General features: G+C 66.1%; 30 protein-coding genes. 16 read left to right on the top strand and 14 right to left on the bottom strand.

The window, feature by feature from the left end; all coding sequences use genetic code 11:
* Positions 1-185 precede the first annotated feature (185 nt).
* The 3 genes from ACFWCF_RS18665 to ACFWCF_RS18655 form a co-directional block, all read right to left on the bottom strand.
* Complete coding sequence (locus tag ACFWCF_RS18665) at positions 186-1,025, bottom strand: mycofactocin-coupled SDR family oxidoreductase (RefSeq protein ID WP_378564333.1); 840 nt, start codon at positions 1,023-1,025, stop codon at positions 186-188.
* 92 nt (positions 1,026-1,117) lie between these two features.
* Positions 1,118-2,401, bottom strand: a complete 1,284-nt coding sequence (locus tag ACFWCF_RS18660; protein ID WP_378564330.1) for a cytochrome P450 — start codon at positions 2,399-2,401, stop codon at positions 1,118-1,120.
* A 4-nt stretch (positions 2,402-2,405) separates the two neighbouring features.
* Entirely contained in the window at positions 2,406-2,648 is a 243-nt protein-coding gene (locus tag ACFWCF_RS18655) for a ferredoxin (RefSeq protein ID WP_378564327.1), read from the bottom strand.
* A gap of 136 nt (positions 2,649-2,784) precedes the next feature.
* Here ACFWCF_RS18655 and ACFWCF_RS18650 point away from each other — a divergent pair, with 136 nt between their 5' ends.
* Entirely contained in the window at positions 2,785-3,381 is a 597-nt protein-coding gene (locus ACFWCF_RS18650; protein WP_378564324.1) for a TetR family transcriptional regulator, read from the top strand.
* A 144-nt stretch (positions 3,382-3,525) separates the two neighbouring features.
* Complete coding sequence (locus ACFWCF_RS18645; protein ID WP_132472693.1) at positions 3,526-3,729, top strand: cold-shock protein; 204 nt, start codon at positions 3,526-3,528, stop codon at positions 3,727-3,729.
* A 71-nt stretch (positions 3,730-3,800) separates the two neighbouring features.
* On the opposite strand, the gene ACFWCF_RS18640 is transcribed toward ACFWCF_RS18645, so the two are convergent.
* Genes ACFWCF_RS18640 through ACFWCF_RS18630 form a run of 3 tightly spaced genes read right to left on the bottom strand, consistent with a single transcriptional unit; the run spans position 3,801 to position 6,092 of the window.
* Positions 3,801-4,463, bottom strand: coding sequence for a histidine phosphatase family protein (locus ACFWCF_RS18640; protein WP_378564321.1), 663 nt, complete (start codon positions 4,461-4,463; stop codon positions 3,801-3,803).
* The gene (pheA, locus tag ACFWCF_RS18635) at positions 4,460-5,374 is read right to left on the bottom strand and encodes a prephenate dehydratase (RefSeq protein ID WP_378564318.1); all 915 of its coding nucleotides are present in this window, start codon (positions 5,372-5,374) and stop codon (positions 4,460-4,462) included. Before pheA ends, ACFWCF_RS18640 begins: the two co-directional genes overlap by 4 nt.
* 55 nt (positions 5,375-5,429) lie before the next feature.
* Positions 5,430-6,092 (bottom strand): hypothetical protein, encoded by a 663-nt coding sequence (locus ACFWCF_RS18630; protein WP_378564538.1) that lies wholly within the window; start codon positions 6,090-6,092, stop codon positions 5,430-5,432.
* 109 nt (positions 6,093-6,201) lie between these two features.
* Here ACFWCF_RS18630 and ACFWCF_RS18625 point away from each other — a divergent pair, with 109 nt between their 5' ends.
* From ACFWCF_RS18625 to ACFWCF_RS18605, 5 genes are all read left to right on the top strand, one after another.
* Complete coding sequence (locus tag ACFWCF_RS18625; protein ID WP_378564315.1) at positions 6,202-6,969, top strand: DUF2470 domain-containing protein; 768 nt, start codon at positions 6,202-6,204, stop codon at positions 6,967-6,969.
* A 43-nt stretch (positions 6,970-7,012) separates the two neighbouring features.
* A complete protein-coding gene (locus ACFWCF_RS18620; RefSeq protein ID WP_378489334.1) occupies positions 7,013-7,819 on the top strand; it encodes a CPBP family intramembrane glutamic endopeptidase in 807 nt (268 codons plus the stop codon).
* Between the two features lie 37 nt (positions 7,820-7,856).
* Entirely contained in the window at positions 7,857-9,221 is a 1,365-nt protein-coding gene (locus tag ACFWCF_RS18615; RefSeq protein ID WP_378489333.1) for an LCP family protein, read from the top strand.
* A 32-nt stretch (positions 9,222-9,253) separates the two neighbouring features.
* Positions 9,254-9,799, top strand: coding sequence for a ferritin (locus ACFWCF_RS18610; RefSeq protein ID WP_378489332.1), 546 nt, complete (start codon positions 9,254-9,256; stop codon positions 9,797-9,799).
* Between the two features lie 169 nt (positions 9,800-9,968).
* Positions 9,969-10,523, top strand: a complete 555-nt coding sequence (locus ACFWCF_RS18605) for a ferritin (RefSeq protein WP_378489331.1) — start codon at positions 9,969-9,971, stop codon at positions 10,521-10,523.
* An 84-nt stretch (positions 10,524-10,607) separates the two neighbouring features.
* Here ACFWCF_RS18605 and ACFWCF_RS18600 read toward each other — a convergent pair whose 3' ends face one another.
* The 3 genes from ACFWCF_RS18600 to ACFWCF_RS18590 are packed head-to-tail and all read right to left on the bottom strand — an operon-like array spanning position 10,608 to position 13,315.
* Positions 10,608-11,522: a DUF5926 family protein gene (locus tag ACFWCF_RS18600; protein WP_378564312.1), complete on the bottom strand. Its 915-nt coding sequence runs from the start codon at positions 11,520-11,522 to the stop codon at positions 10,608-10,610.
* A 9-nt stretch (positions 11,523-11,531) separates the two neighbouring features.
* The gene (locus ACFWCF_RS18595; protein ID WP_378489329.1) at positions 11,532-12,305 is read right to left on the bottom strand and encodes a glycerophosphodiester phosphodiesterase; all 774 of its coding nucleotides are present in this window, start codon (positions 12,303-12,305) and stop codon (positions 11,532-11,534) included.
* Complete coding sequence (locus ACFWCF_RS18590) at positions 12,302-13,315, bottom strand: DUF4328 domain-containing protein (RefSeq protein ID WP_378564309.1); 1,014 nt, start codon at positions 13,313-13,315, stop codon at positions 12,302-12,304. Before ACFWCF_RS18590 ends, ACFWCF_RS18595 begins: the two co-directional genes overlap by 4 nt.
* A gap of 273 nt (positions 13,316-13,588) precedes the next feature.
* On the opposite strand from ACFWCF_RS18590, the gene ACFWCF_RS18585 reads away from it, so the two are divergent.
* Complete coding sequence (locus tag ACFWCF_RS18585) at positions 13,589-14,521, top strand: LLM class F420-dependent oxidoreductase (protein ID WP_378564306.1); 933 nt, start codon at positions 13,589-13,591, stop codon at positions 14,519-14,521.
* A 1-nt stretch (position 14,522) separates the two neighbouring features.
* Here the strand turns inward: ACFWCF_RS18585 and ACFWCF_RS18580 are convergent, their stop codons facing one another.
* The 3 genes from ACFWCF_RS18580 to ACFWCF_RS18570 all read right to left on the bottom strand — a co-directional run bounded on the left by ACFWCF_RS18580 (position 14,523) and on the right by ACFWCF_RS18570 (position 17,092).
* Entirely contained in the window at positions 14,523-15,116 is a 594-nt protein-coding gene (locus ACFWCF_RS18580) for a hypothetical protein (protein WP_378489326.1), read from the bottom strand.
* 164 nt (positions 15,117-15,280) lie between these two features.
* The gene (gene msrA, locus ACFWCF_RS18575; RefSeq protein WP_378564303.1) at positions 15,281-15,949 is read right to left on the bottom strand and encodes a peptide-methionine (S)-S-oxide reductase MsrA; all 669 of its coding nucleotides are present in this window, start codon (positions 15,947-15,949) and stop codon (positions 15,281-15,283) included.
* Between the two features lie 9 nt (positions 15,950-15,958).
* Positions 15,959-17,092: an acyltransferase family protein gene (locus tag ACFWCF_RS18570; RefSeq protein WP_378564535.1), complete on the bottom strand. Its 1,134-nt coding sequence runs from the start codon at positions 17,090-17,092 to the stop codon at positions 15,959-15,961.
* A 258-nt stretch (positions 17,093-17,350) separates the two neighbouring features.
* On the opposite strand from ACFWCF_RS18570, the gene ACFWCF_RS18565 reads away from it, so the two are divergent.
* The 8 genes from ACFWCF_RS18565 to ACFWCF_RS18530 all read left to right on the top strand — a co-directional run bounded on the left by ACFWCF_RS18565 (position 17,351) and on the right by ACFWCF_RS18530 (position 24,022).
* Positions 17,351-17,974, top strand: a complete 624-nt coding sequence (locus ACFWCF_RS18565) for a superoxide dismutase (protein WP_378489324.1) — start codon at positions 17,351-17,353, stop codon at positions 17,972-17,974.
* 97 nt (positions 17,975-18,071) lie between these two features.
* Positions 18,072-18,932 carry an SMP-30/gluconolactonase/LRE family protein gene (locus ACFWCF_RS18560; protein WP_378564301.1) on the top strand — a complete coding sequence of 287 codons (861 nt, stop codon included), beginning with the start codon at positions 18,072-18,074 and terminating at the stop codon, positions 18,930-18,932.
* A 107-nt stretch (positions 18,933-19,039) separates the two neighbouring features.
* Positions 19,040-19,561 carry a peptidase gene (locus tag ACFWCF_RS18555; RefSeq protein ID WP_378489322.1) on the top strand — a complete coding sequence of 174 codons (522 nt, stop codon included), beginning with the start codon at positions 19,040-19,042 and terminating at the stop codon, positions 19,559-19,561.
* Positions 19,562-19,813: 252 nt separating this feature from the next.
* Positions 19,814-20,512 (top strand): TMEM165/GDT1 family protein, encoded by a 699-nt coding sequence (locus ACFWCF_RS18550; protein ID WP_378564298.1) that lies wholly within the window; start codon positions 19,814-19,816, stop codon positions 20,510-20,512.
* Positions 20,513-20,641: 129 nt separating this feature from the next.
* Positions 20,642-21,103 carry a MarR family winged helix-turn-helix transcriptional regulator gene (locus ACFWCF_RS18545; RefSeq protein WP_378564295.1) on the top strand — a complete coding sequence of 154 codons (462 nt, stop codon included), beginning with the start codon at positions 20,642-20,644 and terminating at the stop codon, positions 21,101-21,103.
* On the top strand, positions 21,100-22,311 hold the full coding sequence (locus ACFWCF_RS18540; RefSeq protein ID WP_378564292.1) for an MFS transporter: 1,212 nt from the start codon (positions 21,100-21,102) through the stop codon (positions 22,309-22,311). The genes ACFWCF_RS18545 and ACFWCF_RS18540 overlap by 4 nt, the downstream gene beginning before the upstream one ends.
* Positions 22,312-22,376: 65 nt before the next feature.
* Positions 22,377-23,144, top strand: a complete 768-nt coding sequence (locus tag ACFWCF_RS18535) for an SDR family NAD(P)-dependent oxidoreductase (protein ID WP_378489451.1) — start codon at positions 22,377-22,379, stop codon at positions 23,142-23,144.
* A gap of 74 nt (positions 23,145-23,218) precedes the next feature.
* Entirely contained in the window at positions 23,219-24,022 is an 804-nt protein-coding gene (locus tag ACFWCF_RS18530; RefSeq protein ID WP_378564289.1) for an alpha/beta hydrolase, read from the top strand.
* Between the two features lie 53 nt (positions 24,023-24,075).
* Here ACFWCF_RS18530 and ACFWCF_RS18525 read toward each other — a convergent pair whose 3' ends face one another.
* Together ACFWCF_RS18525 and ACFWCF_RS18520 are read right to left on the bottom strand one after the other, a co-directional pair.
* Complete coding sequence (locus tag ACFWCF_RS18525) at positions 24,076-24,465, bottom strand: hypothetical protein (protein WP_378564286.1); 390 nt, start codon at positions 24,463-24,465, stop codon at positions 24,076-24,078.
* 51 nt (positions 24,466-24,516) lie between these two features.
* Positions 24,517-26,112, bottom strand: coding sequence for a TM0106 family RecB-like putative nuclease (locus ACFWCF_RS18520; protein WP_378564283.1), 1,596 nt, complete (start codon positions 26,110-26,112; stop codon positions 24,517-24,519).
* Positions 26,113-26,118: the final 6 nt, after the last annotated feature.

Genomic DNA, 26,118 nt, shown 5'->3' with positions numbered 1-26,118 from the left:
GAATCTGTACGCGCGCATTCACCTTCGACCTCGGTGCGGCTTCGGTAGCGACGAAAGGCTCCGGCGAGTCTTCGCGCGCCACCTCGGCATCACACCGACGACGTTCCGCCAACGATTCACCACGGCAGGCACCGGGGCCTGACATCCCGCCGAAGCGCGAGCAGGACCCGGCGCCGATTCGGGCGTTACTTGAGTGCGCTTCCCGCGTCGACCGACAGGGTGAGCCCTGTGACGTAACGGGATTCGTCGGACGCCAAGAACAACACCGCATTGCTGATGTCCTCGGGTTCCACCCAGCCGATCGGCAGTACGTGCATGAGCTGCGCAACCACCTTCATATCCTCCGGGCCCGGGTTCTCGAGGTCGGGGCGGAACATCTTCATCGCGCCCTCGTTCATGAACATCGGCGTGTTCACGTTCGTGGGGTGAACGGTGTTGACGCGAATGAAGTGCTGCCCCAGTTCGACAGCGAACGAGCGCATCAACCCTACGACGCCGTGCTTCGCGGCAATGTACGGTCCCATATTGGGATGGGCCTTCAATCCGCCCACCGAACTCGTCAGGATGATCGAACCACCTTGCCCTCCCGCGATCATGTGGGGCACACCGGCTTTCACCGACTTCCACACCCCCGAGAGGTTGATGTCCTGCATTTCCTGCCAGTCGAACTCGTCGGTCTCGTGCAGTGGTGCACCACCGGTTCCGATTCCGGCGTTGGCCACGATGATGTCGAGTCGGCCCAACTGCTCGACGCCGGCGTCCACCGCGGCCTTCACCGCGTCGAAGTCGCGGACGTCGGTTTCGAGCGTCACGATCCGACGGCTGAAACCCTTGACCAGCTCGACCGTTTCGGCCATGTCTTCTGGTGTCGCCGGGGCGATCTGCGCGTTCTCCCTGATCGGGCCGCAGATATCGAGTGCGATGATGTCCGCGCCTTCCTGCGCGAGTCTCACCGCGTGACTCCGCCCCTGACCACGCGCCGCCCCCGTGACGAGCGCGACCTTTCCTTCAACTCTCCCTGCCATGATCCACCTCTCGCGTTACGCAACGAGCGTCTGCTCGATGCAGTGTTTTCCGAACAGCCCCTATGCTTTTCGCACTTCTCAATGGGAACGGTCTATCTCAGGATCCGCTCGAACTCGATGTGCAACTCGACGAGACCGCGCAGCAGGAAGGTGGGCTCGTATACGAAGCTCCGGTCGTCGGTCGCCCCGTGCCGGCTCTCGCTGATCCTGATGTCGTCCATCCTGTCGAGAAGTCGGTTCAGGGTGACCTGACCTTCTATCCGAGCGAGCGGTGCACCCGCACACGTGTGCAATCCACGCCCGAACGCGATGTGATCGTGCGAGTTCCTGCGGTCGAGTCTGAACTCGTTCGGATTCTCGAACTTTCGGGGATCTCGGTTCGCTCCGGCGAGGCTCAGCATGACGATCGTTCCCGCAGGGATGTCGACGCCGCCGAGTGTCGTGGTTTTCCGGGCGAGGCGGAAGTCGATCTTCGTCGGGCTGTCGAAACGGAGCGATTCCTCCATGAACGGTTTGATGAGACTGCGGTCCTCGCGCAGCATCTGCTGATACTCCGGCCGTTCACCGAGCACCCGCAGCGCCGAGCTGAGGAGTTTCGTGACCGTTTCCTGGCCGGCGGCAAACAGGAAGGTCGCGGGTCGCACCACCTCGATGAGCTCCGGAGTCGAGCCGTCCGGATACGTCGCTGCAGCCAGACCGCTGAGTATGTCTCCGCGAGGATCACGCCGCCGATCAGCGAGGTAGCCACTGAATCGCTCGTCGAGATACTCCAACGGGTTGATGCCCACCGGCTCGTGATCGAGCGACCCCACCCGGGTGCCGGGACGTTCGCCGGCCCCCAGCGCTCGGCGAAACTCTTCACGGTCCCCTTCCGGAACCCCGAGCAGATCCGTGATGGCCAACGTCGCAAAAGGTTTGGCGTACTCGCCGAGAAACTCACAGCTCCCGTTGTCGATGAACTCGTCGAGCTGCTGATCTGCGAGAATCCACAGGTACTCCTCGTTCTGCTTCAGCCGCTTCGGAGTGAGGAGTCGACCCAGCAGGGACCGGGCCCGTGTGTGATCGGGCGGATCCATCACCACCATGTGTTCGGAGATCGGAAACAGGTGGCGGTGCGCTTCGATCTGCTCGGTGATGTCGTCGCCTTCAGGCTCGAACGGCAACGGCGGAAACGGACCGCCGATGGCGTTGACCGCCGAGAGCGCGTCGGAGTTCTTGAATCCTTCGACAACCTCTTGATAGCCGGTGACGACCACCACGCCGTAGTTCGGCTCACGGAAGACCGGATTCCGACTTCGGAGGTCGTCGAAATATTCGAAGGGATTCTGCGCAAGCTCTCCGTCGGAGAAGTAGTCGGCTGAGGCGAGATCGGTCATCGGGTCACTGACCTTTCGGTGAACGAGGTGACGCACCACGCGCGTCCTCGGTGATACTGATGGCCTGGCGCGGGCATGCGCCGGCTGCGGAGTGCGCTTTGGACCACAGCGCTTCCGGTGGGTGTTCGTCGCAGGTTGCGACGTCGTCGTCCGGGAGATCGAAGATCTCCGGGGCGATCTCGATACACAGAGCATGGGCTTCGCACATCTCGCGATCGATGCGCAGTCGCTTCGTCGATCCCGTCATCGGGCACTCCCCAGGAATGAGGTCGGGTTCAGACGGCACAACGGACCGCGTCCGCGCGCCGGGGGTAGGCTGAGTAACAACGTTACTGACGAGACGATAACCCCGTTATCCCCATACGGCAAGGAAATTCACGAACATGGAGAACACCGATTCGCCCGGCGCGGTCGATCCGACCCGAGAGCGACTTCTCGTCACCGTCGTCGACCTCCTCGAGAACGAGGGCTACGACGCGGTGCAGCTGCGTGAAGTGGCTCGTCGGGCTCGCACCTCGTTGTCGACCATCTACAAGCGATACGCCACGCGGGAAGAGTTGATCCTCGCCGCGATCGAACACTGGATGAACGCGAACTACTCCGGGATCGTCACTCAGAGCCGCGATCCGAACGAGCCCCTGCACCCGGCGATGATGCGGGTGATCCGTGCAATCTTCGAGCCGTGGGAACAGCACCCGGAGATGCTCTTCGCATATTTCCGCGTGCGGTCCGCACCGGGGGGCGACAGCCTGGCCGTGCACGGCTTCGACTCTGTCGTGCCCGTCGGCATGGCAGTTCTGTCCGACGTGGACCCGACATTCGTCGCGGAGGCGACATCGATTCTGTCGAGCGTCATCTACGGTTTGGTGGGACGCTGCCGCGAAGGGCACATCGAGATCACCGACATCGTGCCCACGATCGATCGCACCGTCTACTGGCTCACGACCGGCTATCAGTCGGAACTTCGCGACGAAACCTGAGCCGACTCAGCCTCCTCGATCGTCCCCCGAAGGGCACAACATACGGTGCGGGGTGTCGCGATCTCGTCAGGGATGGGAGAATGACTTCATCGAGATCGGAACCTCGATGTGAGGGTCCGGATCGAGTGTGTAGGGAGTATCGGTATGGCACAGGGCATCGTCAAGTGGTTCAACGGCGAAAAGGGCTTCGGATTCATCGCACCCGACGACGGAACCCCCGACGTTTTCGTCCACTTCTCCGAGATCGCGGGCAGCGGCTTCAAGTCGCTCGATGAGAATCAGCGCGTGGAGTTCGAGGTCGGCCAGGGTCAGAAGGGCCCGCAGGCCACCAACGTCCGCACTGTCTGACCAGTGTGACGTCAGGGGCCGTATCCAGTGGATACGGCCCCATGCTTTTCCTCACGTCGTAGCGCTCCGGCTCACCCCATCGGGTCGTCGGCTCCCGCACGGGCGGTGTCGCGGAACGGTGCGTGGACCGCCGCCCACCGCACGCACTCCCACCCGCCGCCAGGTATCGGCACCAGTTCGACGGTGTCGGTGTTGGCCAGGTGGTTACCACTCGCGAAGCCACCGGGCACCTTGCCGAGGTACGACGCGACCAGACGGATCGCAGCGCCGTGGCTGACCACCACGATGTCGCCCGACCCGGCCTCGAGGTAATCGGCGCGCAGCTCGTCGAGCACCGGCACGAACCGGTCGAGGACATCGAATGCGGTCTCACCGCCGGGCACCCGCGCACGTAGATCGCCGTCGTGCCATGCCTGATAGACCTTCACGAACATGGCGTGCGACTCGTCGTCGGCGCGGTCCTCGAGTTCGCCGACCTGCACCTCGTGCAGCCCGTCACGCACCGACGCCTGCAGGCCCACCGGATCCTGCGCGTGCTGCGCGGTCTGCTTGGCGCGAATGGCCTGCGACGACACGAGTAGCGTCGGCGCGCGCTCGATGAGGTTCTTCCCGAGCGTCTGTGCCTGCGCGACACCCAGTTCGGTCAGTTCAGCGCCGGGCAGCTTCGTGTCGAGCCGCTTCTCCACATTCGCCACCGTCTGGCCGTGCCGGGCCAGAATCAATCTCCCGTTCAACTGCTTTCCTCTCCGCGCCGCAACCGCTCCAGCCACTGTGCATCGTCGTCGTCCGACACCGGGGCGACGCCCGGCTCGGACACTGCCGCCCACGAACCGAGGAACCGCACCTGGGCGAAACGGTGAAGTGCCTTGAGGGCTTCCGCGACGAGTGCGTCGTCGATGTGCCCCACACAGTCCAAATGGAAGAAATAGGTGCCGTATTCCATACGAGTGGGGCGCGACTCGATCCGGGTGAGGTCGATGCCCCGGGTCGCGAACTCCGTCATCGCCCGAACCAGCGACCCCGGCTCGTGAGGGAGCTGCAGGATCACCGACGTGCGATCGCGACCGGTGCGCTTCGGAACCGAGACCGGACGGGTGACGAGGACGAAACGTGTGCGGGCTCCGGCAAAGTCCGCGACGCCATCCGCCAAGACCTCGAGCCCCAGCCGTTCACCGGCGAGCGCGGTCGACACTCCGGCGTCGACTTTGCCCGCCTCCACATCCTCGGCGGCACCCGCATTGGACGATGCCGCCACGATCGTTGCGTTCGGCAGCGTGTCGCCGATCCACTGCCGGACCTGTGCCGCCGCCACCGGATATGCACCGATCGTCTCGATCGTGTCGAGCGTCACCCCGGAGCGCACCACCACCGTGAACGCGATGTCGAGCTCTGTCTCGGCCACGATCTGCAGGCGAGGCCCGAGTGCGAGCGCATCCATCGTCGGAGGCACCGACCCTTCGACGGAACTCTCGATGGGAACGACCGCGGCGTCCACCTCACCGTCGCGCAGCAACTGCAGCGTGGCGGGCGGACTTGCGGCAGCAACACGCTCGACTGGCGCGTCGAAGGCACCGAGGTCCTCGAAACGGGCCAGGGCCATTTCGGTGAAAGTTCCGGTCGGGCCGAAATACGCGATACGGGGCACGGCTCCCAGGTTACGCATCGCCCGTTGCCGGAATGCGTCGGAAAAGTGAACCGTCTCAGTTCACGGCGAGGCCCAGCTCTCGCAGCCCGTCGATCACGGCGGCAGTGTCGTCGACCTCGACGGCAAGGAGAATTTCGCGCAATGCTTCAGCGGCCTCGGGGATCAATCGGCCGAGGCGGCCGGCGTCGGGTTCGGCCAAGGCGTCTCGTACGTCGAATCCGCTCAGCGCTGCTGCCGTGCCGGAGAGCAGTGCAAGCACATCGGACGCTGTGTCGGCACGGGCGACGAACCCGGTCTCGGAGTGCGCGAGCACGGCGAGGAAATCGGCCACGGCGCCCGGACCGTGACCGGTCGGCAGCCCGGGAATGTGTCCGGCTTCGGTGAGCGCGCGGGCCGTGTCGGCGAGAGCCGGGTCGTCGACCTGCACATAGACCGCCAGCGGCGCGGGAGCGGTGAAAGCAAGTACGTCGTCCAGGTCGTCGAGGTTGCAGTCGAGCTGGTAGCGAACGGGTCGCCAGCCGGCGGCCGACGGCGCTGCGGCAGAGGCGTCGAGTTCGACGACGACGTCGCGACCGGGTGCCTCCGTGACCGCGGCCGCGGGGACGATCGGCGCTGCCAGTGCCTTTCCGGATGCGGCGAGCGCGGGACCCACGACCTCGTACCGACGGGAGAGCAGCGCGTCGAGCAGACCGCGTGGCTCGTTCCGCGAGGGCGGCATTCCGAGGGGCAGTGGGATGGACACGTCTTCCAGGCTAACGCTGGTACCCCTTGCGACCAGCGTCACAATAACTTAGGTTTGCCTCACCTACATGAGAAGGAGGGTCCGCATGCAGACCACCACGACCGACATCCCGGCGCCGACCACGGCGGAACGCGTGCGTACCGCTCTCATCCGCGCCGACACCACCTGCCTGGCAATCGACGGTTGCGACCCGCTCTCGACGACCGTCCACTTCCTGCAGGAGGACGACACCATCGCGATCGTCGTGCCCGCCGAGACCGCAGCGGTCGCACTCGCTTGGCAGTCCGGAGCCGCAGGCCTCCCCGCCATGCTCGAGCTGACCGACCACTCGCCCCTGAATCTGCGCAACCCCGTCCGGTCGCTGATCTGGCTCAGCGGAAACCTGTTCCCCGTCGACGAACCACGACAGATCGCCGCCGACGTCGCCGAGATCCTTCCGCACCCCGAGCTCCTCGACGTCGGCCACGGCTCCGAGCTGCTGATCCTGCGACTCACCTCCGTGGTCGCCGCCGACACCACCGGCGCCGAATCCGTCGACCTTCCGGACGTCTTCGACGCCGCCCCCGACCCCTTCGCGACCTACGAGACCGCGTGGCTCGAACACCTCGAACAGGATCACGCCGACATCGTCGCCCGCATCGCACGGCGGATTCCGGCGTCCGCACGCACCGGCCGAATCCGGCCGCTCGGCCTCGACCGGTACAGGCTGCGCCTGCGCATCGAATCCGGCGACGGCGACCACGACGTCCGCATCCCGTTCCACGAACCGGTCGAGGAACCGTCCGGATTGGGCAAGGCACTGCGCCTGCTCGTCGGATGCCCATTCATGAACGGAATGCGCGCCACGCACTGATCGCACGACCGGCTTCACAGAGCGCTCGGGCACAATCGCTCCGGTGACGACGATCCGCACCTGGCTCACTCCACCCCGCCAGAATCCCCGCACACCGCTCGACGCCGCCGAACGACGGGCACTGTGGATCGAGATAGCGATCGTCCTGCTCGTCACCTTCGGGCTCAGCGGAGTGTCGTCGATCCTGTCGCTGCTCGAAGCTGCCCTCGCACCGGAGCCACTGTCCGATCAGACGGTCGCGCTGAATGCCCCGCGGTCGTCGCAGGAGTTCATCGACCTCTCGCGTCAACTCCTCGGCGTCATCCGTCTGTTCGCCTGGGCCGGACTCGGCCTCTATCTCCTGTGGCGCAGCGGCTACGGACCGAAGATCGTCGGCTTCGCGCGTCCACTGTTCCGGCGCGACTGGTTGCCTGGCGCCGGGCTCGCCGCGCTCATCGGATTACCGGGCCTCGGGCTGTACCTCGTGGCGCGTGCCGTCGGACTCAACCTCAACGTGGCGCCGAGCATCCTCGCCGACTACTGGTGGCGCCTGCCCACCGAGGTGCTGTGGGCCATCGCCAATTCCGGTGCCGAAGAAATACTCGTGGTGGCCTATCTGATCACGCGGCTGCGGCAACTCGGGTGGTCGGAGAACGGCTCGCTGTGGGCGTCGGCACTGCTCCGCGGCAGCTACCACCTCTACCAGGGCCTCGGGGGCGGCTTCGGCAACGTCATCATGGGCCTGGTGTTCGGCCGGTACTGGCAACGCACCTCGAAACTGTGGCCCCTCGTGATTGCGCACGCGCTGATCGACTGCGTCGCGTTCATCGGATACCAAGCGCTGGGGGGGCACGTCTCGTGGTTACCGTGAACATGCAGTCGACTGCACTGAACGTACAGTTGCTCGGGTGAACGGCGACCAACCCGATCCTCGGAACCGGCCGCGCCCACCCCAGGGGCCGCCACCGCGCCGGCAACCGCCGATGCGCCCACCCGTTCCACCTCGCGCCGCGCCCCCACCTCCGGAAGGTAATCAGATCATCCGGCGCAACCCGGCCGCGCCGCCGCGGGCGTGGTCGCAGACACCCGGGCCCGAGCAGCGCGTCGCGCCTGCACCGACCCGCAGGCAACCACCTCCACAGCAGCCACCACCGAGCAGGCAGCCCCGCCGGCAACCGCCGCCGCAACAGCACCAGCCGCGGCAGCGACCCGAGCCCGTCGTCGAGAAGCGACGTACCGCGACTGCGCCACCCCCCGCTCCCCCGCGTCGTCGCCGGCCGCCGGTCGCCGAACCCGAACCGCGTCGCAGACGACCCGGCGGAGTCCGACGGGCAATGCGCCGCGTGGGCGCGCTGCTCGCCGTCCTGCTGATCGCCGCGGTCGCGGGTGTCGTCTACTTCGACGGCAAACTCGACCGGATCGACGCGCTCGCCGACTACGAGGGCCGTGTCGGCGACACTCCCGGAACCAATTTCTTGCTGGTCGGCTCCGACAGCCGCATCGGGCTGACCCCCGAACAGGAACAGGAACTCGCCACCGGCGGCGACGTCGGCCCCGATCGCACCGACACGATCCTGCTCGTCCACGTCCCCAGCGGGGGTGGCGCGACCACGATGGTGAGCCTGCCCCGCGACTCGTACGTCCCCGTTCCCGGCTTCGGACAGGACAAGCTCAACGCTTCGTTCGCGCTCGGTGGGCCGCAACTACTCGTCCAAACGGTCGAAGGAGCGACGGGAATCCACATCGATCACTACACCGAGATCGGCTTCAGTGGATTCGCGTCGATAGTCGATGCGGTCGGTGGTGTCGACATCTGCGTCCCGTACCCGATCGACGACCCCCTCGCAGGTCTGAACCTCGAGGCGGGCTGCCAGGAACTGAACGGGGCGCAGTCGCTCGGGTTCGTGCGCACCCGAGCGACACCGCTTGCCGACCTCGACCGGATGAACAACCAGCGGTTGTTCATGTCGGCGTTGCTGGGCAAGGCGACCAGCCCCACCACCTTCCTCAATCCGTTCCGGCTGTGGCCGCTCGTATCGGGGGCGGCGGGTTCCGTGCGCGTCGACGAAGGCGATCATCTGTGGGACCTCGGCCGGCTCGCGTGGGCAATGCGCGGCCAGACAGTGACCGCGACAGTCCCGGTCGGTGGATTCGAGGACGTCTACGGGGTCGGCAATGTGCTGCTGTGGGATCGGGAGCGCGCACTCCAGTTCTTCGGCGCGCTCGAACAGGACCAGCAGATCCCGGCAGAGCTTCTCGCACCCGCGCCCTGACCGTTTTCCCGGCCACCGTCTAACGTGTGATCATGGGCACATCCGAACGACCCACGACTCGTTTTCACATCCTGTTGCAGAGCGAGATCGGGAATTTCTTCGACGTGTCGTACCAGCACATGGCGATCGCCGTACATTTCGACAACCTCGATCTGCCCCATCTGGCCGCCCATTTCTACTCGGAGGCGAAAGAGAAACATCGCAATGCGCTGATGGTGATCCGCTATTTCGTCGACCGGAACATATCGGTGGAACTACCTGCGGTCGGTGCCGCCGTGTCGGGATTCAGCGACGTCCACGCACCCATCTCGCTCGCGCTCGAGAACGAGAAGCGGCTCACAGACGAGATCGTCGAGCTTGCCCGGACGGCCCGCGAAGAGGGCGACTACCTGGGAGAACAGTTCGTGCAGTGGTTCCTGCAGGAGCAGGTGGACGAGGTCGCGACGATGAACACCCTCGCAACCACCGCACGCCGGGCCGGCGACAACCTCTTCCAGCTCGAGACGTTCGTGGAGCGCGAACTCAGCGAGGCGCCGGAGAGGGCGGGCGCCCCTCCACTGCCCCACGGAATGGTCTAGATTCCTCTTACAGTGGTCGTCGAAAAACCATCGAATTCGATGCCCCGGTCACCCCGGATGATCTTGGGTTAGCCAATCCTCAAATGGCCCAGCTTAGGCAATACTCCGATAAATCAGTCTAGCCAAAGCTTGGATGTAATTAACCTTGACCTGCATTAACGTCGTCGACATGACAACAATGGGCGAATCACGCAGCACCAAATTCCATTCGCTTCTGCACGACCAGATTCGCAACGAATTCAATGCATCGCATCAGTACATCGCGATCGCGATCTTCTACGACAACGCTGATCTCCCGCAGCTCGCGAAGCACTTCTACGCGCAGGCGGTCGAAGAACGCAACCACGCCATGATGATCGTCCAGTACTTCCTCGACCGCGACATCGCCGTCGACCTCACCGGTGTCGACGCCTGCCAGTCGATGTTCGAGAGCGCCCGCGAGCCGATCGCACTGGCCCTCGAACAGGAGAAGGCCGTGACCGAGCAGATCGTCGAGCTCGCCCGCACCGCGCGCGATGAAGGCGACTACCTGGGTGAGCAGTTCATGCAGTGGTTCCTGCAGGAGCAGGTCGAGGAGGTCGCGACCGTGACCACGCTGCTGACCGTCGCCGATCGTGCAGGCGAGAACCTCTTCAACCTCGAGGACTTCGTCGCACGCGAGTTCAACTCGAAGACCGAGGCGCGGGGCGGCAACGCCCCGCTGGCCGCAGGCGGCAGCATCTAGCCAGCCTCGCTGCCCCCGAGCGAATGGCACACCGGCTCGCCTCAGGCGATCGGGTGTGCCATTCGCTTGTCCGAAGGTGGCCGGTCAGCGCAGAGTGACCTGGCGGCTGCGCAGGCCGTCGCGGGAGCCTCGCTCGGCGACGGTGAGCGGCGACTCGTCGGCCAGCGCCGCATCGAGTCGGGCGCCGAGTTCGCGGGTCGCCGCGACCCATTCGTCGGGATGCTTCTCACGATCGAGGTCGAACACGGGCACCAGCAGGCCGTGCGTGCGGAACGAGCCCGCGAACCGCGACCCCTCACCGAGGTGCAGTCCACCGGCAGCGTGCACGCGCGACAGCGCCGTCATCAGTGCGTCCTCGTCCTCCGGACGAATCCAGCGCAGGTGCGCCTTCTCTCCGGTATCGACCCACCACGCCGCAACCAGATTCTCGCCGTCGAGACGAGCCGAGGGCATCACGGCAGCGTTGGCCTGCTGCAGCGTCTGCGCGACATCAGGCGCGGCCTCGACACCTTCCGGGATCCACCACTGGAAATCCTGGTGCACGGTGATCGAGGGAAGCTCGTCGGCTACGAGCAGATCCTGTAGGCGTGCCGAATCCGCGGTCGGCTCCGACACCTTCAACGACGTCCCGGGCTCCGCGGTGAGGGCCCACTCGACTGCTGCGCCGAGTTCCCCGGCGGGATCGGGACCGAAGGTCGCCAATTGCAGCCCGACGTATCCGACGACCTCTCCGCCTTCCTCGCGCGCGAGCGCCGCGACACCGCCCGGGAGGATGGTCGCGCCGACCACTCGGCGTCCGCCACCTGCGACCGGAAGGTCGACGAGCGCGGACGGCACGAACTCCCGCAACGCCACGAGGTCGAGTTCGAGAGCGAGGGCCTCGAACGGTCGGGACGATGCGCCGGACGCCGCTTCCCGTTCGAGCCTGCGCTGCTCGAGCTTGGCCGCGCGATTGCTGCCGGGCTTGGGTCCGCTGTTTCTCTTGCTCTTCTTCGCCACGGCGCAAAACTACACGCCGGGCACTGCGTCGAGTTGAGCCTTGGTACGCCCGGGGTGATTGGTGGCCACCCAGCCGACACCAAGTGTGCGGCACAACTCGATGTCCGCGGGCTCGTCGACCGTCCAGCAGTACGTCGCCCGACCAGCAAGGGCGGCCTTGTCGACGAGATCCCGATGCTCACGCAACGTCGCGACGGAGGGGCCGATCGCGGTGGCGCCGACGGTGGTGGCTGCGCTCCCACCGAGGTAGCGGGATGTTTCTCCCAGCAAGACCGTGGGCAGTAGCGGTGCCTGCCTGCGGATCCGCCAGACAGCGGACGCCGCGAACGACATCACCACAACCCGGGAGAAGTCCGCCGACGGGGGCGTCGCCAATCCGAACCTCGACAGTTCGGCAAGCAGCTTCGTCTCGACCAGCGCGCCGTACCGCACCGGGTGCTTGGTTTCGACGAACAACTTCACCGGCACAGTCGTGAAGTCCATCATCAGTTCGATCAGTTGACGCAGGGTGAGCAGACTCGCAGGCTCTCCCGGCCTCCCGTAGTCGAATTCGGACAGTTCCGCGAGCGTCATCTCGCTCACGACACCGGTCCCCGTCGAGGTCCGGTCGATCGTGCGGTCGTGAACGCACACGAGGTGACCATCGCGGGTCAGACGCACGTCGCATTCGAGACCGTCGGCGCCTTCCTCGAGCGCAAGTTCGTACGCGGCGAGAGTGTGTTCCGCCTTGGCTGCGGACGAACCACGGTGGGCGACGACGCGGGGCACGGCGAACTCGGTCACGATGTCACCGCCGGAGTCCGTTCCGCGTCGGTCTCCCGTTCCTCCTGAACAGGCTCGGCTTTCGGCACGGGCACGATCTCGGCGATCGGTGCATACGCGGGCCCGGTGGCCGTGGTGTACCTGGGGTGTTCGAGGGGCCGGCCCCACAGGTCGGTGCCGTCGAACAAGCGCAGGATGTGCAGTGCCGCCACAGCGACCGCCGCGGCGAGGGCGGCGAGGGCAGCAGTCAACAGCACCGCGTCGGCCTTGGCCTGGAGCGCATCTCGCTGACGCCAGAACAGGACGAACACGAACAGCACCGCATTCGACACGAGCAGCACCCACCAGATCCGGACCGCGCGCAGGATCCGCGGGTTGTCGTCGGCGATCTCGGTGAGAAACACGCCGGGCAGAGCAAGATTGACGCCGGGCACCACCGCGCCGAACAAGACCGATCCCGGTGAGCGCGGATCGGAGGTGCCTCGCTCGGCGAACACGTGCCGACGGACCTCGATCAGGCGTAGACCCGACGCGACCGCGGCAGCGAGCGCGACGAGCGGACCGACGATCTGAGTGGCCCACACAGCCGAGTCGGACAGGGCAAGGACGATCGGTTCGATCAGCCGCGTGCGGTTGACGAGAAGCACTACATACCGGACCAGTTCGGCGACGGCTGCGAGCCCGAACACGGCGGCCGCCCCCGCCAGCAGCGTGGGAGCCAGTCCGGCGAGAGTCTCCGCTCGGGTCGGTTCCTCGTCGTGTTCTCGCGATCGGTCGAGCAGTCCCCACCGCGGCATCTCGGCGTACTCGGGGGTCGGCGTGGACTGCGGGGCGCGGGGCGCCGGGCCGTTCTCGGGATCGCTCTGCGGTGATCGGACGACCCACCGGAAGTTCCGTCTGTTCGGAGGAACCGCCACGTGGGAGTCGACGGGTGAGAGCAGCAACCCGCGGCACGACGGGCACCACTGTCGTGCCTGGTACGACACCGGCCAGCGACTTTCGCAACGAACGCAGATCTGATATGCGGTCATCAAAAGATCTCTGCCGGGTCGTTGCCGTACACCCCGGCGGGAACCTCGTCCACCGACACGGTGGGCACATCGGAAGAACTCACGATTCCAATAGTGGCACGCGCCGATATGCGATGCAGCCGCATGGCAGGCCGTACTGAATATCCACAATGCCTACGCGCAGGAGTTATCCACAGTTTCCACAGGTTTATCCCCAGGGATGGCCGGCGCTGGAATTCACCGCTCGAGACCGCTCACAATTCGGGGCGGGTGGGTTCCTGAAACAATCGAGAAATGGAATTACGGATCTTCACCGAACCTCAGCAGGGCGCGACCTACGACGAATTGCTCGCGGTCGCGCAGACCGCCGAACGACTCGGCTACGGCGCTTTCTTCCGCTCCGACCACTACCTCGCAATGAACACCGAGGGCCTGCCCGGCCCCACCGACGCGTGGATCACGCTCGCCGGCCTTGCCCGCGACACCTCGACGATCCGGCTCGGCACTCTCGTGACCTCGGCGACCTTCCGTTATCCCGGCCCGCTCGCGATCTCGGTCGCGCAGGTCGACGCGATGAGTTCCGGTCGCGTCGAGTTCGGTCTCGGCGCCGGCTGGTTCGAGGAGGAGCACTCCGCATACGGCATTCCGTTCCCGTCGTTGAAGGAACGCTTCGATCGACTCGAGGACGCCCTCGCCATCACCACAGGCCTGTGGGAGACGCCCGTGGGCGAAAAGTTCTCGTACGACGGCACGCACACCCGGATCGTGGATTCACCGGCTCTGCCGAAGCCTTTCCAGCAGAAGATCCCGGTGGTCATCGGCGGCGCGGGAAAGAAGCGGACACCGGCGTTGGCGGCCCGCTACGCGAGCGAATTCAACGTTCCCTTCAATTCGGTGGAAGCGTCGGCGACCCTGTTCGACCGGGTGCGGCAGGCGTGCCGCGACGCACACCGCGACCCCGCGGAGCTGACGCTCTCGAACGCGCTGGTGCTGTGCTGCGGGCGGGACGAGGCGGAGATCGCCCGTCGTGCGGCGCGCATCGGCCGTGAGGTCGACGAACTTCGCGAGAACGGGCTTGCGGGGACCCCCGAGGAGGTTGTGGAGAAGATCCGCACCTACGCCAACATCGGAACGCAGCGGATCTATCTGCAGATTCTCGACCTGGCCGATCTCGACCACCTGGAACTGGTTGCGCAGGAGGTCATGCCCGAAGTGCGCACGCTGTAGATCAGTGGCTGCTGGTGGAGCCGAGGAACGCTTCGATGTCCCGGCTCCACTCGCGGCTGCGGGCACGCTCGATGCTCCACTGGGCCAAGGCGAACACGCCGCCGGCGATCATCAACGCAAAGATGTACAGCGCGACACCGGCCAGCACCGCCGAGAACTCGGCGGCGGACACGCTCATCGGCTGCAAAGTCACAGCACCTGCGCGGTCGACCCACACCTGCACTTCGTCACCTGCGACCTCGGAACCGGTGATCTGCACGTCGCCGTGGTGTTCAACTCCGCGGAACTCCCAGGTGGCGGGAGCAGTCGACGGTGCGATGTAGGCGTACTCGCCCCAGCCCGCGTCGGCCATCATGGGGTCTGCATCGAGTGTGGCGGTGACCATGGTGCGTTCGGCGAGTTGCTGCTGCGCCATCGCGACCTGCGTGCTCTGGACGTTCGCGATGACGATGCCGGCAACGGGGACCATGATGAGCATTGCGGCGACGAGCAGCGAGAAGATGCGGGCTTCGACGCGGTCGGTGCCGCGGACGAGGGGACTTCGCCCACGCAGACTCCGGCGTGTGCGCCGTAGAAACCCTGCTGTGGACGTCATCTCGGTACCCCGATCCATTCCCCCGGCCGACACTCTTGCACTCCACAATGCTCGCCGGCCGGGCGAATTTCAAGGAATACCAACCCATCTCACACTGTGCGGTGACGCACAGCGCTGCTTACGCTCCGAAATCGAAAGCGGCTACGCTCCGACATCGATGGTCGCTACGCTCCGAGCCCGACCGGGCAACTCACGCCGGTCGCGTGCACCGGGCAGTATCCGTTGGGGTTCTTTGCAAGGTACTGCTGGTGGTAGCCCTCTGCGTAGTAGAACTGGGTGAGCGGCGCGATCTCCGTGGTGATCTTGCCGAATCCCGCGGCTTCGAGGCGCCCGGCGAAGGATTCTGCGGTGGCCTCGGCCACCTCGATCTGCGATTCGTCGAACGTGTAGATGGCGGAGCGGTACTGAGTTCCTTGATCGTTGCCCTGTCGCATGCCCTGCGTGGGATCGTGGTTCTCCCAGAACTGCTTCAGGATCCCCCCGAAGTCGATCACTGCGGGGTCGAAGACGACCAGCACGGCTTCGGTGTGCCCGGTACGACCCGAACAGACTTCTTCGTAGGTGGGGTTGGGGGTGTAACCGCCCGCGTATCCCGCAGCGGTCGAGTACACGCCGTCGAGCTCCCAGAACTCCTTCTCTGCACCCCAGAAACACCCCATACCGACCACCGCGGTGGCGAGACCTTCGGGGAAGGGCGGGACGATGCGATGACCGTTGACGTGATGCGTCTCCGGGACCGGCATGGCGTCCGGTCGTCCGGGCAGCGCTTCTTCCGCTGCGACCATCTGGGACTTCGAGCCGGCATGGGCGAGGATGTCGTCGAACCAGGACATGACCCGATGCTACGCGTGAATGCGTGCGATGCCCTTTTCCGCGACGGCGGGCCGCTTCGACCGGAGCCACCTATTGCTGATCCAGCGGGCCGCAGGCACTTCGACGCCGCGATACACGAGCTCGGACACCAGCCCGACGCCGATGAGCAGACAGATCACGGCGCCCGTCATTCCGACGAATCCGACGGTGTTCTCGTAGATCCGGTACATGACGAGGGTGTGTACGAGATAGATCGCGTAGCTACGGGTCGAGACCCAGCGCACGACACGCAGTCGACCGAGCCTGCCGTCGTATCGGGAGAGCAGGACCACGACCGCGAACACCACGCTGATCGTCCACAGATAGTGGCTTCCTGCCCAGTACACCTGCATGTCGGTGGCGAGAACGATCACCTGAACCTGGGCGATCAGAGCCACCATCAGGCCGCGGACGGAGATCAGCCGCGCCCACGCAAGGTAGGCGATCTGCCCGAGGAACACGGTGGGCAGCGTCGCGGCGATCTTCGACAGGAACGGCACTGTGTACGGCTCCGGCATGTACAGGTTGTAGATGATCACGAGCATGCACAGGGCCGCCCCGAGCAGTGGCATGGCGATGGGCTTGGCACGCAGCAGCGACCGGCCACTCACGCAGAACAGATAGAACACGATCTGCACGGCGAGGGTCCACGCTACGCCGAGAACCGCGACCTGCGGTTTCAGGAAGAACGCACCGAGGAAGAAACTGAGTGCGGCCTCACCGTCGGTGACGGTGGTGTGGCCGCTGAACATGCCGTTGATGCCGAAGCGGACCAGCAGGATTGCCGCGAGGATGCACACCCAGAAGGCCGGGACGAGCCGCGCCGCACGAGCGATCAGGAATTGCCCTCGCGGCTGGCGTATCGCCGAGCGCGTGATGAGTAGTCCCGTGAGCATCATGAACGCCGCGACACCGACGAACGACAGATGCATATTGAGGCCTGCGCCCCGGGTCAGCACGATGTGGACGACGTCGATGAACCACCAACCGGTGCCCAGGTCATCGATCAGATAGAAGCAGATGTGCGAGTACACGACCGCGATCGCGGCGAAGAATCTCAGTAGGTCGAGCCCAGGCAGCTGGACACGTGGTGCCTCGGCTCCGCGTGTCGGAACGTCGAACACCGGCCGAGACACCCCGCAATGTTAAGGTCCCGTTCACCTTTCCCTCCAATCGCGCACCCGTTCGGCCGAGTCGGTGCAGGTAGGAGCGATGCGAGTCGGTTTTTTGCGCATGCCGGTTCCGCCAGGCCGTCGGTGGGGCCCGGCGTCCCGCCCGAGCCCGAATGTTGCGCAGCGTGTAGTTATGGGTTTGGGTGGATACCCATATAGGCACGGAAAAAATCGAACGGGCCCACCAGGCCCGCAAAGAAGGGAACCTTCGTGGCTGAGTACACGCTTCCGGAACTGCCCTACGACTACGCGGCACTCGAGCCGCACATTTCGGCGAAGATCATGGAGCTCCACCACGACAAGCACCACGCGACCTACGTCGCGGGCGCGAACACCGCTCTCGAGAAGCTGGCCGAGGCCCGCGAGAACGGCACCATGGCGGCCCAGGCCACCAAGCTCGAGAAGGACCTGGCGTTCCACCTCGGTGGCCACACCAACCACTCGGTGTTCTGGCAGAACCTCTCGCCCGAGGGTGGCGACAAGCCGACGGGTGATCTCGGAGCAGCGATCGACGACGCATTCGGCTCGTTCGACAAGTTCCGCGAGCACTTCTCCGCGAACGCGAACTCCATCCAGGGCTCCGGCTGGTCGATCCTGGCATGGGATTCGATCGGACAGCGTCTGATCATCGTCCAGCTCTACGATCAGCAGGGCAACATCTCCATCGGCCTGACCCCGCTGCTCATGCTCGACATGTGGGAGCACGCGTTCTACCTGCAGTACCAGAACGTGAAGGCCGACTACGTCAAGGCGTTCTGGAACATCGTCAACTGGGCCGACGTGCAGGCTCGCTTCGAGCGCGCACGCACCCAGACCGCCGGCCTGATCGTCTAGTCACCGGCACCATGCGGACGAGGGTCACCCGGCTGGGTGGCCCTCGTCGGCGTTTCGCGGCACCATCCCTGCCCGCCGACCGTTAACCTGTGCGGCCATGACCACTCCGCTCGACACCGTGTGCTCCGGCCTGGCTTTTCCCGAATGTCCACGCTGGCACGACGGCAGCCTGTGGTTCTCCGATGTGTACGCGAACGACGTGTATCGCCTCGACCCGGCCACCGGGTCGTCCGAGGTCGTCGCCCACATCGACGGGCATCCCGCAGGGCTCGGTTTCCTTCCCGACGGGCGCCTGCTCGTTGCCGTCGGACACACCCGCACGGTGATGCGGCGCGAATCCGACGGCACACTCACCACGCACGCGGATCTGTCGGGCCTCGCGACCTGGCATCTCAACGACATGTACGTCGACGGTGCCGGCCGCGCATACGTGGGCAACTACGGCGACGCCGGCGGACCGCCCGATCCGATCACTCCCGCGGTGCTCACCCTCGTCGAACCGGATGGAACCGTGCGGGCGGTCGCCGACGACCTGTTGTTCGCGAACGGGATGGTCGCGACGGCCGACGGCGGCACACTCGTCGTCGCCGAGACCCGCGCGAATCCGGGAAGGCTCACCGCGTTCACGGTGGGCGACGACGGCTCCCTCACCGACCGTCGCACGCTGATCGAGTTCGATCGGTCGGTGTTCCCGGACGGGCTCGCCATCGACCGCGACGACGCCATCTGGGTCGCGTCGCCGTTCGGCAACGAGGTGATCCGGGTGTCGCAGGCGGGAACGATCACCGACCGTATCGCCATCGCGAATCCGTACGCGGTGGCACTCGGTGGAGACGACGGTCGCGACCTGTTCGTCTGCACCGCGGAGAGTTGGCAGCCCGAGATCGCGGCGCGTGAACGCACCGGGGCCGTCGTGCGGCTGCGTGTGACGGTGCCGGGCGTGAGTGTCCCCGTGTGAGTGTGCAGCGGGACTGACGAACACACCTGGCACTCGGCGCCTCTTGTGTGCCAGCCCGAAAAACGGGCATTCTTCCCTCATCGCCCCCGAGTGATCGGAGAGACGCCATGAGGGATCAGGTCGGGATTGCCGCGTTTCATTCCGGTGGGTCGCTACGCGGGTTCGTGGTGACCGGACGGTGGCCCTCGACAACCCGCGAATGGACGCAGTTGCTCGCGCTGACCGTGCGGGTGGCGTCGCTGCCGGGTCTGCTGCCGACCTCAACGGTGTTCGGGGTGCGCGAGGACCAGCCGGACGATCCGGAACCGGGAACCGTCGGTCTCGTCCTCGCGGTTGGGCCGGTACTCGGGGAGACTGCGGTGGAGCCGGGGTGCTTCGCGCAGCATCAGCCCCCGGCACTGATCATGCTGCATCCCCCGTCGGAGACGACGCCGTCGCTGCCCGAGAATGCGGGCGCCGCGTCGGGGTGTGTGCTGTTGCCCGGGTTGCCGTATCTCGGGCTCGACCATCGCGCCGCGTGGGTGGAGGCCGAGGCCGACGGGACCGTGACGTCGCTGGTCAGTAAGGTGAACGTAGATCCCGGCAGCGATCCCGACACCGCAATTCTGGCCATGCTCCTGGCGGCATGACGCTATGCCGTAAATGAGAGTTCGGTTCTACTAAACTTAGCATTACCTTTACAGCGGCGGCTCGAGCACGCTAACGTCGAGTACGCGAAGGGGAGTAGCCCCCAATCGCCCTGTCGACACACTGGCCGCCATCGGCCCGGCACGGCGAACCGGATGGCCTCCGGTGGGCGAGACCTTCGGTCGTCGACGCACCACGCGTCCGGCGTCCGGAGGAAGCCCATTTCCTCCACACGTAGAGGAGGAGAGCCGCTGATGTGGTCCGCAGTCGTCCTGAGTTTCGCAGTCATCTTCATCGCCGAACTCGGCGACAAATCTCAGCTGATGGCCATGACGTTCGCGCTGCGCTACCGCTGGTGGGTGGTGCTCTCGGGCATCCTGTTCGCCACCACCGCTGTGCACCTCGCCTCGGTCGCAGTCGGCCACTATCTCGGTGTCGCGATTCCGACGGTAGCGATCTCGATCATCGGCGGCGTCGCATTCCTGCTGTTCGGCGCATGGACCTTGCGCGGAGACTCTCTCGACGACAACGAGGAGTCCAAGGCAGGCCGCGTCACACGATCGGCATTCCTGGCCGTCACCTCGGCGTTCTTCCTCGCCGAACTCGGCGACAAGACGATGCTCGCGACCATCACGCTCTCGACCGACAACGACTGGGCCGGCGTCTGGATCGGGTCGACGGTCGGCATGGTCGCCGCCGACGCACTCGCGATCATCGCAGGCGTCGTCCTCGGTCGACACCTGCCGGAGAACGCGATCCGCTTCGGCGCCTCGGCACTGTTCTTCGCATTCGGCGCATGGATGCTCGGGTCCGGGATCGCTCCCGACGCACCCGCGGTCGGCCCCGTCGCCGGTGGCCTCACCCTCGTGATCACGGCGGTGGCCATGTTCCTGTTCACGCGTCGCACCCGGAAGACCGACAGCACCGAACCCGCCCCTGCTTCCCACGTGTGACTGCTTCCCACGTGTGACTGCTTCCCACGTGTGACTGCCTCGCACGTGTGACCTTCCACGCAGACCGGCACCCGTTTGCATCACCAGGTATATGCTTGCCGATAGGCAAATACTTGGAGGTGTGAACCGATGAGCGGAGATTCATTCGATTCCGACGAGGTGAACCGACTCCGCATCGCGCTCGGCCGCATCGCACGCCGCGTCTCCCGGCCTGCCGGCGAAGGCAGTCTGACACCGTCACAGGCATCCCTGCTCAGCACGGTCGCGCGACGGAAGACGGTCGGAGTACGCGAACTCGCCGACCTCGAAGGCCTGAACCCCACGATGTGCTCACGCATGCTCGGCAAGCTCGAAGACGCCGGGCTCGTGTCACGTTCCGCCGACACCGACGACAAGCGCGTCGTTCTCGCCTACATCACCACCGACGGTGCAGCCCTCGCCGAGACACTCCGGATCCGACGTACCGCCCTGTTCACCGAACACCTCACCGAGCTGAGCGAACACCACGTCGACGCCCTGTACGACGCGCTCCCCGCACTCGAGGCCCTCGCCGACAGCATGGGATGCGGCAGAAACGAGGCGCGCACGTGACCGTGCTCGCCGATATCCGTGGAACCACATTCGCCGCGATGCGCGGCCCCAATTTTCGCCGCTACATCACCGGCCAGGCGATTTCCCTCGTCGGCACGTGGATGCAGATCGTCGCGCAATCGTGGCTCGTCCTGCAACTGACCGGATCGGCCACCGCGATCGGCATCGTACTGGCCCTGCAAACCGTCCCCATGCTGCTGCTCGGCCCGTACGGCGGGGTCGTCGCCGACCGATCCGACAAGCGCAGACTCATGATCGGTCTGCAGTCGATGATGGGCCTGCTCGCGCTGATCCTCGGACTGCTCGTCATCACCGACGCCGTGCAGCTGTGGCACGTTTACGTCCTTGCCCTCACACTCGGACTCAACCAGTGCTTCGAGAATCCGGCGCGGCAGTCGTTCATGCTCGAGATGGTCGGGCCCGAGGACCTGCGCAACGCGGTGAGCCTGCAGTCCACCCTGGCCGCGTGTTCCCGCATGATCGGCCCCGCGGTGGCCGGTCTCGTCATCGCCGCGGGCGGCATCGGAATCTGTTTCCTGCTCAACGCCGCCAGCTTCGTCGCCGTGGTGACCTCGCTGCTCACCCTCGACGTGTCGAAGCTGCGCCCCTCTCCCCCGACGGCGCGAGCCCGCGGCCAGTTGCGCGAAGGGCTCGCGTACGTGCGCCGCACGCCGGACCTGGCAGTGCCGTTGACGATGATGGCGCTCGTCGGCTGTCTCGCCTACGAATTCCAGGTGGTACTTCCCGTCCTCGCAGACCAGACCTTCGAGGCGGGCGCCGGTGCGTACGGCTTCCTCACCGCCGCGATGGGCGCCGGCTCCGTGGTGGGCGGCCTCGTCGTCGCCACGTGGGGTCGCACCGGCATCAAGCCGCTCGTGTTCGCTGCCCTCGCCTTCGGTGTCGCCATGGCCGTCGCAGCCGCGGCACCGTCCCTGCCGGTCCTGATCGCACTCATGGTGATCGTCGGCGGCCTGAGCGTCACATTCACCACGAGCGCGAACAGCTCCCTGCAACTCGCCGCCTCCCCGCAGATGCGCGGGCGTGTGATGGCGCTGTGGGCGGTCGCGTTCCTCGGTTCCACCGCGATCGGCGGTCCCATCGCCGGTTGGGTCGTCGAACAGTGGGGTGGGCGCGCCGGGTTGCTGCTCGGCGCCGGTGCCTGTGTGGCAGCCGCACTGATCGGCACTGCGGTGCTGCGGCGCAAGTGATCCGGGCAGTTCTCGCGCTATCGTTCGACTCGATACGTGTGTCCCCCGGAACAGGAGTCATGACTGTGGAAATTCAAGGTTCTGCCGCGCTGGTCACCGGTGCCGCATCGGGTCTCGGTGCCGCCACCGCCCGCCGCCTCACCGATGCCGGGGCCACGGTGTTCGGACTCGATCTCGAGCAGTCCATCGAACGGGTCGGCGACACCGCACCCACCGGTGTCACGCTCATTCCCACCGATGTCACCAGCGGTGACGAGGTGGCAGCCGCCGTCGCCCGCATCACCGAATCCGGAGTGCCGCTGCGCATCGTCGTCAACTGCGCCGGTGTCGGCTGGGCCGGGCGGATCCTGTCCAAGAACGGTCCGCACGAGCTGGAACTGTTCCGCACCGTCATCACGGTGAACCTGCTCGGCACGTTCAACGTCATGCGCCTTGCCGCCGACGCGATCTCCAAGACCGACACCGTCGACGACTCCGGCCAGCGCGGCGTCATCATCAACACCGCATCCGTCGCCGCGTTCGAAGGGCAGATCGGGCAGATCGCGTACTCCGCATCGAAGGGCGGCGTGCACGGCATGACGGTGCCCGCCGCACGCGACCTCGCGCAGTTCGGTATCCGCGTCAACACCATCGCCCCCGGCATCGTCGACACCCCGATGCTCGCCGGCGTCACCGAGGACTACCGCAAGGGCCTCGAAGCCGGTGTGCCGTTCCCGTCGCGGCTCGCGCAGCCCGCCGAGTACGCACAGCTCGCGCAGATGATCGTCGAGCACGACTATCTCAACGGCGAGACCATCCGCATGGACGGCGCGCTGCGCATGGCACCGCGATAGGCAGCTTCGCCGCCGGTGCGCGGTTTCGGTAGTACCCACTACCGCAACCGCGCACGATCGGTTACACAGAGGTTGTGCGGATCGCTCTCGTCGTCGTACTGGTCGCCGGTGTCGCGGTGTGGGCGCTGCAACGTCGGTTGATCTTCCTGCCCGACGCATCACCCCCACCCGCCGCCGCGACGCTGCTGCCCGGTGCCGAAGACGTGGTTCTGACGACGTCGGACGGCCTCGAGCTCGGAGCGTGGTTCGTCCCCGGCCGCAACCCGTCCGGGCCGGGCGCCGACTTCACGGTTCTTCTCGCTCCGGGTAATGGCGGGAACCGGCTCGGGCGCGCACAGACCGCCGCCGACCTCGCCGCCTCGGGATTCTCGACACTGCTCGTCGATTACCGCGGGTACGGCGGCAATCCCGGTCGTCCGTCGGAGGACGGAGTAATCCGCGATGCGCGCGCCGCGCTGCAGTACCTGAGCGGCCGAGACGACGTCGATCCGGATCGACTGCTGTACTTCGGGGAAAGTCTGGGCTGCGCCGTCGTGACTGCGCTCGCCGCCGAATCACCGCCGGCCGGAATGCTTCTACGCTCGCCCTTCACGGACCTCGGATCGGTCGCGCGCCACCACTACCGGATCGTGCCGACCTTCGTCCTGAAGGACAGGTTCGAGGTCGCCGGGACCGTCGCACAGCTCGATGTCCCCATCACCGTCGTCTACGGCACCTCCGACAGCATCGTGCCGGCCCAGCAGAGCGCAGCGGTTGCGGACAGTGCACGGAACCTCGTCGAACGCGTCGAACTTCATGGGCTCGAACACAACGATCCAGCGATGTTCGGAACACCCGTCATCGACGCGCTTGGCAGACTCGCCGACGCCCTACGCTAGGCGCGTCCACCTGTCGTGACCACGACGGATGTCGCCCGGCCCGTGCTGCGGGATCAGGCCGGCCGGAGGCGCAGAAAGGATCGGACGTCGTCGAGGCCGTCGAGCGCACGACCGACCACGTCCGCCGGATTCATCTCAGCGCGCGCCGACAAGGGCTCGTGCCAGTGCAAGTGCCTCATCGCTGAGTTGTCCGAACCGCCGAGCAGTGTGCCCAGGCACAGGCCCGCCAGTCCCAGCAGCGGGCTGCCGGACACTGCCCGCGTTCCGACCTGCATGCACCAGTACTCGACAAACTCTCGATCGTCGTCATACAAGGCAGTCCCGACCATGACGTCCGCTGCCTCGGGCTCGTGCACCCGGTCCTCGAGCGCCCGCTCCAACGTCTCGACTACTACCTCGTGCGACAGGGCCGGAGGGTTATGGAAGATCAGATGTGAATGCATGACGCGAGACTACGAGCTCGACGATCGCCGCAAAGGGATCGTTTCCACGGGTCAGAGATCATCGATGTGCGGAATATCCAGCACCGCACGGTCACTCATCCACTCACGCAGCACCTTGGTGGCGATCACGTCGTCCTCGTTGTACTCGAGCAACCGCGTGCGCTCGAACAGAACCGGCTCGCCCCCGTCGTAACCGACGGCCTCCCGGTACCAGGCCATCGATGCTTCCCCGCCGGCTTCGTCGTCGCGCCAGTGATGGCCCGCGATCGGCGCGATCTTCTTCAGACCCTTGCCGTTCGGGCACACGAACTGGTCGGTCACCGCCTGGTAGATGTCCACCCACTGCGGCGACGAAATGAACTCCTTGACCTCAGCTTCCGACGGCACCCCCGGATACCCGTAAAAACGCCGCGCCGACGACAACAACCACTTGTCCTCTGCCGACCTCGAATAGCAGTAGGCAGCAAAGGTTTTCCCGCGACGCTCCGCCGCACGCCGCTCGGCCGACAGCCACGTCCAGAACTCGCCGAACGAACGGGCCTCATCGGTCGTGGGTACCGGCTGCCACGTCGAGAACGGCCGGTACACCGACTGCACGTCCGTGTTGAGCAGCGTCCCCCACAGATATGCGCCGTGTTCGTGATAGCTCTCCATGTCGACGTCGATCTCGACGTCGGCACGCGCGACGTGCACCTGGCGGTACCGCCGCACCAGCGGCGCCCCCGCGAGCCACGCCTTCGCGATCACCACCGCATCCTCGAACGGCCCCTGCGGCCACACCTCGGGTTGCGCACCGGTCCAGCCGGCGAGCCCGTCGATGGTGGTGACACCGAGTTCACGCAGCACGTCGGCGCGCTGCCCCGGCGCGACCAGCGACACGTCGTGCCGCTCGGCCAACTCCGAACTGCACCGCTCCCACCACGGGCAGGTACGGCACTCCCCGATCTGCGACGGCACGGTCGGCACGTTGCCGCGCGCGATCTCGAGACGGTCGGCGAGCCGCGCGTCGTAGTCGTCGAGGACGGCGCTCAGATCGTGGACGAGGATGCAGTCGGCGTTGTATCCGATCGCCCCCGCCACCTGCGCGGGACTGGCCAGCCCATGCCGTTCGAGCATCCGGTACAGATGGGCGACACGCATCTGATCGCTCGAGTGTGCCCGTACCTTGCGGTTCTCGTCGACCGCGGGCGCCCACCGGAACAGGTCGGTGGTGGTCGCGCCTCGGCCCGGGTCGGTGACTTTGTGGTTGACGACGATCACGGGGATGTAGCCGCCGCGCTGCGCATCGCGGAGCAGGATCTCGGATCGGCCCCGGCGGCCGGTATCGGGTTCGACGGGCAGGACCGCACCCCAGATGCGGTCGGCGCCGGACCGGCACGCCTCGAGGGTCCGGTCGGCGCGCTGCGACATGGTCCCTTCCGGAGCGATGTGCACCCACCCCTCCGGGTCGGCGTCGAACATCCGCTGCCGGATCGCGTCGCGGTGCGCCGCGGCGGCTTCCTGACGTTGCGCAGCGCCCGGATTCTTGGGTGCCCCGGACAACTCCTCGGGGAACGTGGCATCGAGAAACACCCGGTGGCGGCACCGCGTCAACGCGCTCGCCTCGATCGAGACGGGCCTGCGTCGCTGCTTACCTGTCGCCTCCACAACTGT

It is taken from the genome of Rhodococcus sp. NPDC060090 (assembly GCF_042729855.1).
GTDB lineage: Bacteria > Actinomycetota > Actinomycetes > Mycobacteriales > Mycobacteriaceae > Rhodococcus.
The sequence above is the reverse complement of the archived record's forward strand: the minus strand, read 5'-3'. Positions and strand labels throughout refer to the sequence as shown.

Excerpts from the sequence above, each read along its gene's own strand:
- ACFWCF_RS18605 (WP_378489331.1), top strand. The coding sequence starts at position 9,969 with ATGACAACAATGGGCGAATCACGCAGCACCAAATTCCATTCGCTTCTG.
- ACFWCF_RS18545 (WP_378564295.1), top strand. The coding sequence starts at position 20,642 with ATGAGCGGAGATTCATTCGATTCCGACGAGGTGAACCGACTCCGCATC.
- ACFWCF_RS18560 (WP_378564301.1), top strand. The coding sequence starts at position 18,072 with ATGACCACTCCGCTCGACACCGTGTGCTCCGGCCTGGCTTTTCCCGAA.
- ACFWCF_RS18630 (WP_378564538.1), bottom strand. The coding sequence starts at position 6,092 with ATGCCGCCCTCGCGGAACGAGCCACGCGGTCTGCTCGACGCGCTGCTC.
- ACFWCF_RS18525 (WP_378564286.1), bottom strand. The coding sequence starts at position 24,465 with ATGCATTCACATCTGATCTTCCATAACCCTCCGGCCCTGTCGCACGAG.
- ACFWCF_RS18650 (WP_378564324.1), top strand. The coding sequence starts at position 2,785 with ATGGAGAACACCGATTCGCCCGGCGCGGTCGATCCGACCCGAGAGCGA.
- ACFWCF_RS18590 (WP_378564309.1), bottom strand. The coding sequence starts at position 13,315 with ATGACCGCATATCAGATCTGCGTTCGTTGCGAAAGTCGCTGGCCGGTG.
- msrA (WP_378564303.1), bottom strand. The coding sequence starts at position 15,949 with ATGTCCTGGTTCGACGACATCCTCGCCCATGCCGGCTCGAAGTCCCAG.
- ACFWCF_RS18625 (WP_378564315.1), top strand. The coding sequence starts at position 6,202 with ATGCAGACCACCACGACCGACATCCCGGCGCCGACCACGGCGGAACGC.
- ACFWCF_RS18610 (WP_378489332.1), top strand. The coding sequence starts at position 9,254 with ATGGGCACATCCGAACGACCCACGACTCGTTTTCACATCCTGTTGCAG.
- ACFWCF_RS18660 (WP_378564330.1), bottom strand. The coding sequence starts at position 2,401 with ATGACCGATCTCGCCTCAGCCGACTACTTCTCCGACGGAGAGCTTGCG.
- ACFWCF_RS18645 (WP_132472693.1), top strand. The coding sequence starts at position 3,526 with ATGGCACAGGGCATCGTCAAGTGGTTCAACGGCGAAAAGGGCTTCGGA.
- ACFWCF_RS18580 (WP_378489326.1), bottom strand. The coding sequence starts at position 15,116 with ATGACGTCCACAGCAGGGTTTCTACGGCGCACACGCCGGAGTCTGCGT.
- ACFWCF_RS18665 (WP_378564333.1), bottom strand. The coding sequence starts at position 1,025 with ATGGCAGGGAGAGTTGAAGGAAAGGTCGCGCTCGTCACGGGGGCGGCG.
- ACFWCF_RS18585 (WP_378564306.1), top strand. The coding sequence starts at position 13,589 with ATGGAATTACGGATCTTCACCGAACCTCAGCAGGGCGCGACCTACGAC.
- ACFWCF_RS18550 (WP_378564298.1), top strand. The coding sequence starts at position 19,814 with ATGTGGTCCGCAGTCGTCCTGAGTTTCGCAGTCATCTTCATCGCCGAA.
- ACFWCF_RS18655 (WP_378564327.1), bottom strand. The coding sequence starts at position 2,648 with ATGACGGGATCGACGAAGCGACTGCGCATCGATCGCGAGATGTGCGAA.
- ACFWCF_RS18555 (WP_378489322.1), top strand. The coding sequence starts at position 19,040 with ATGAGGGATCAGGTCGGGATTGCCGCGTTTCATTCCGGTGGGTCGCTA.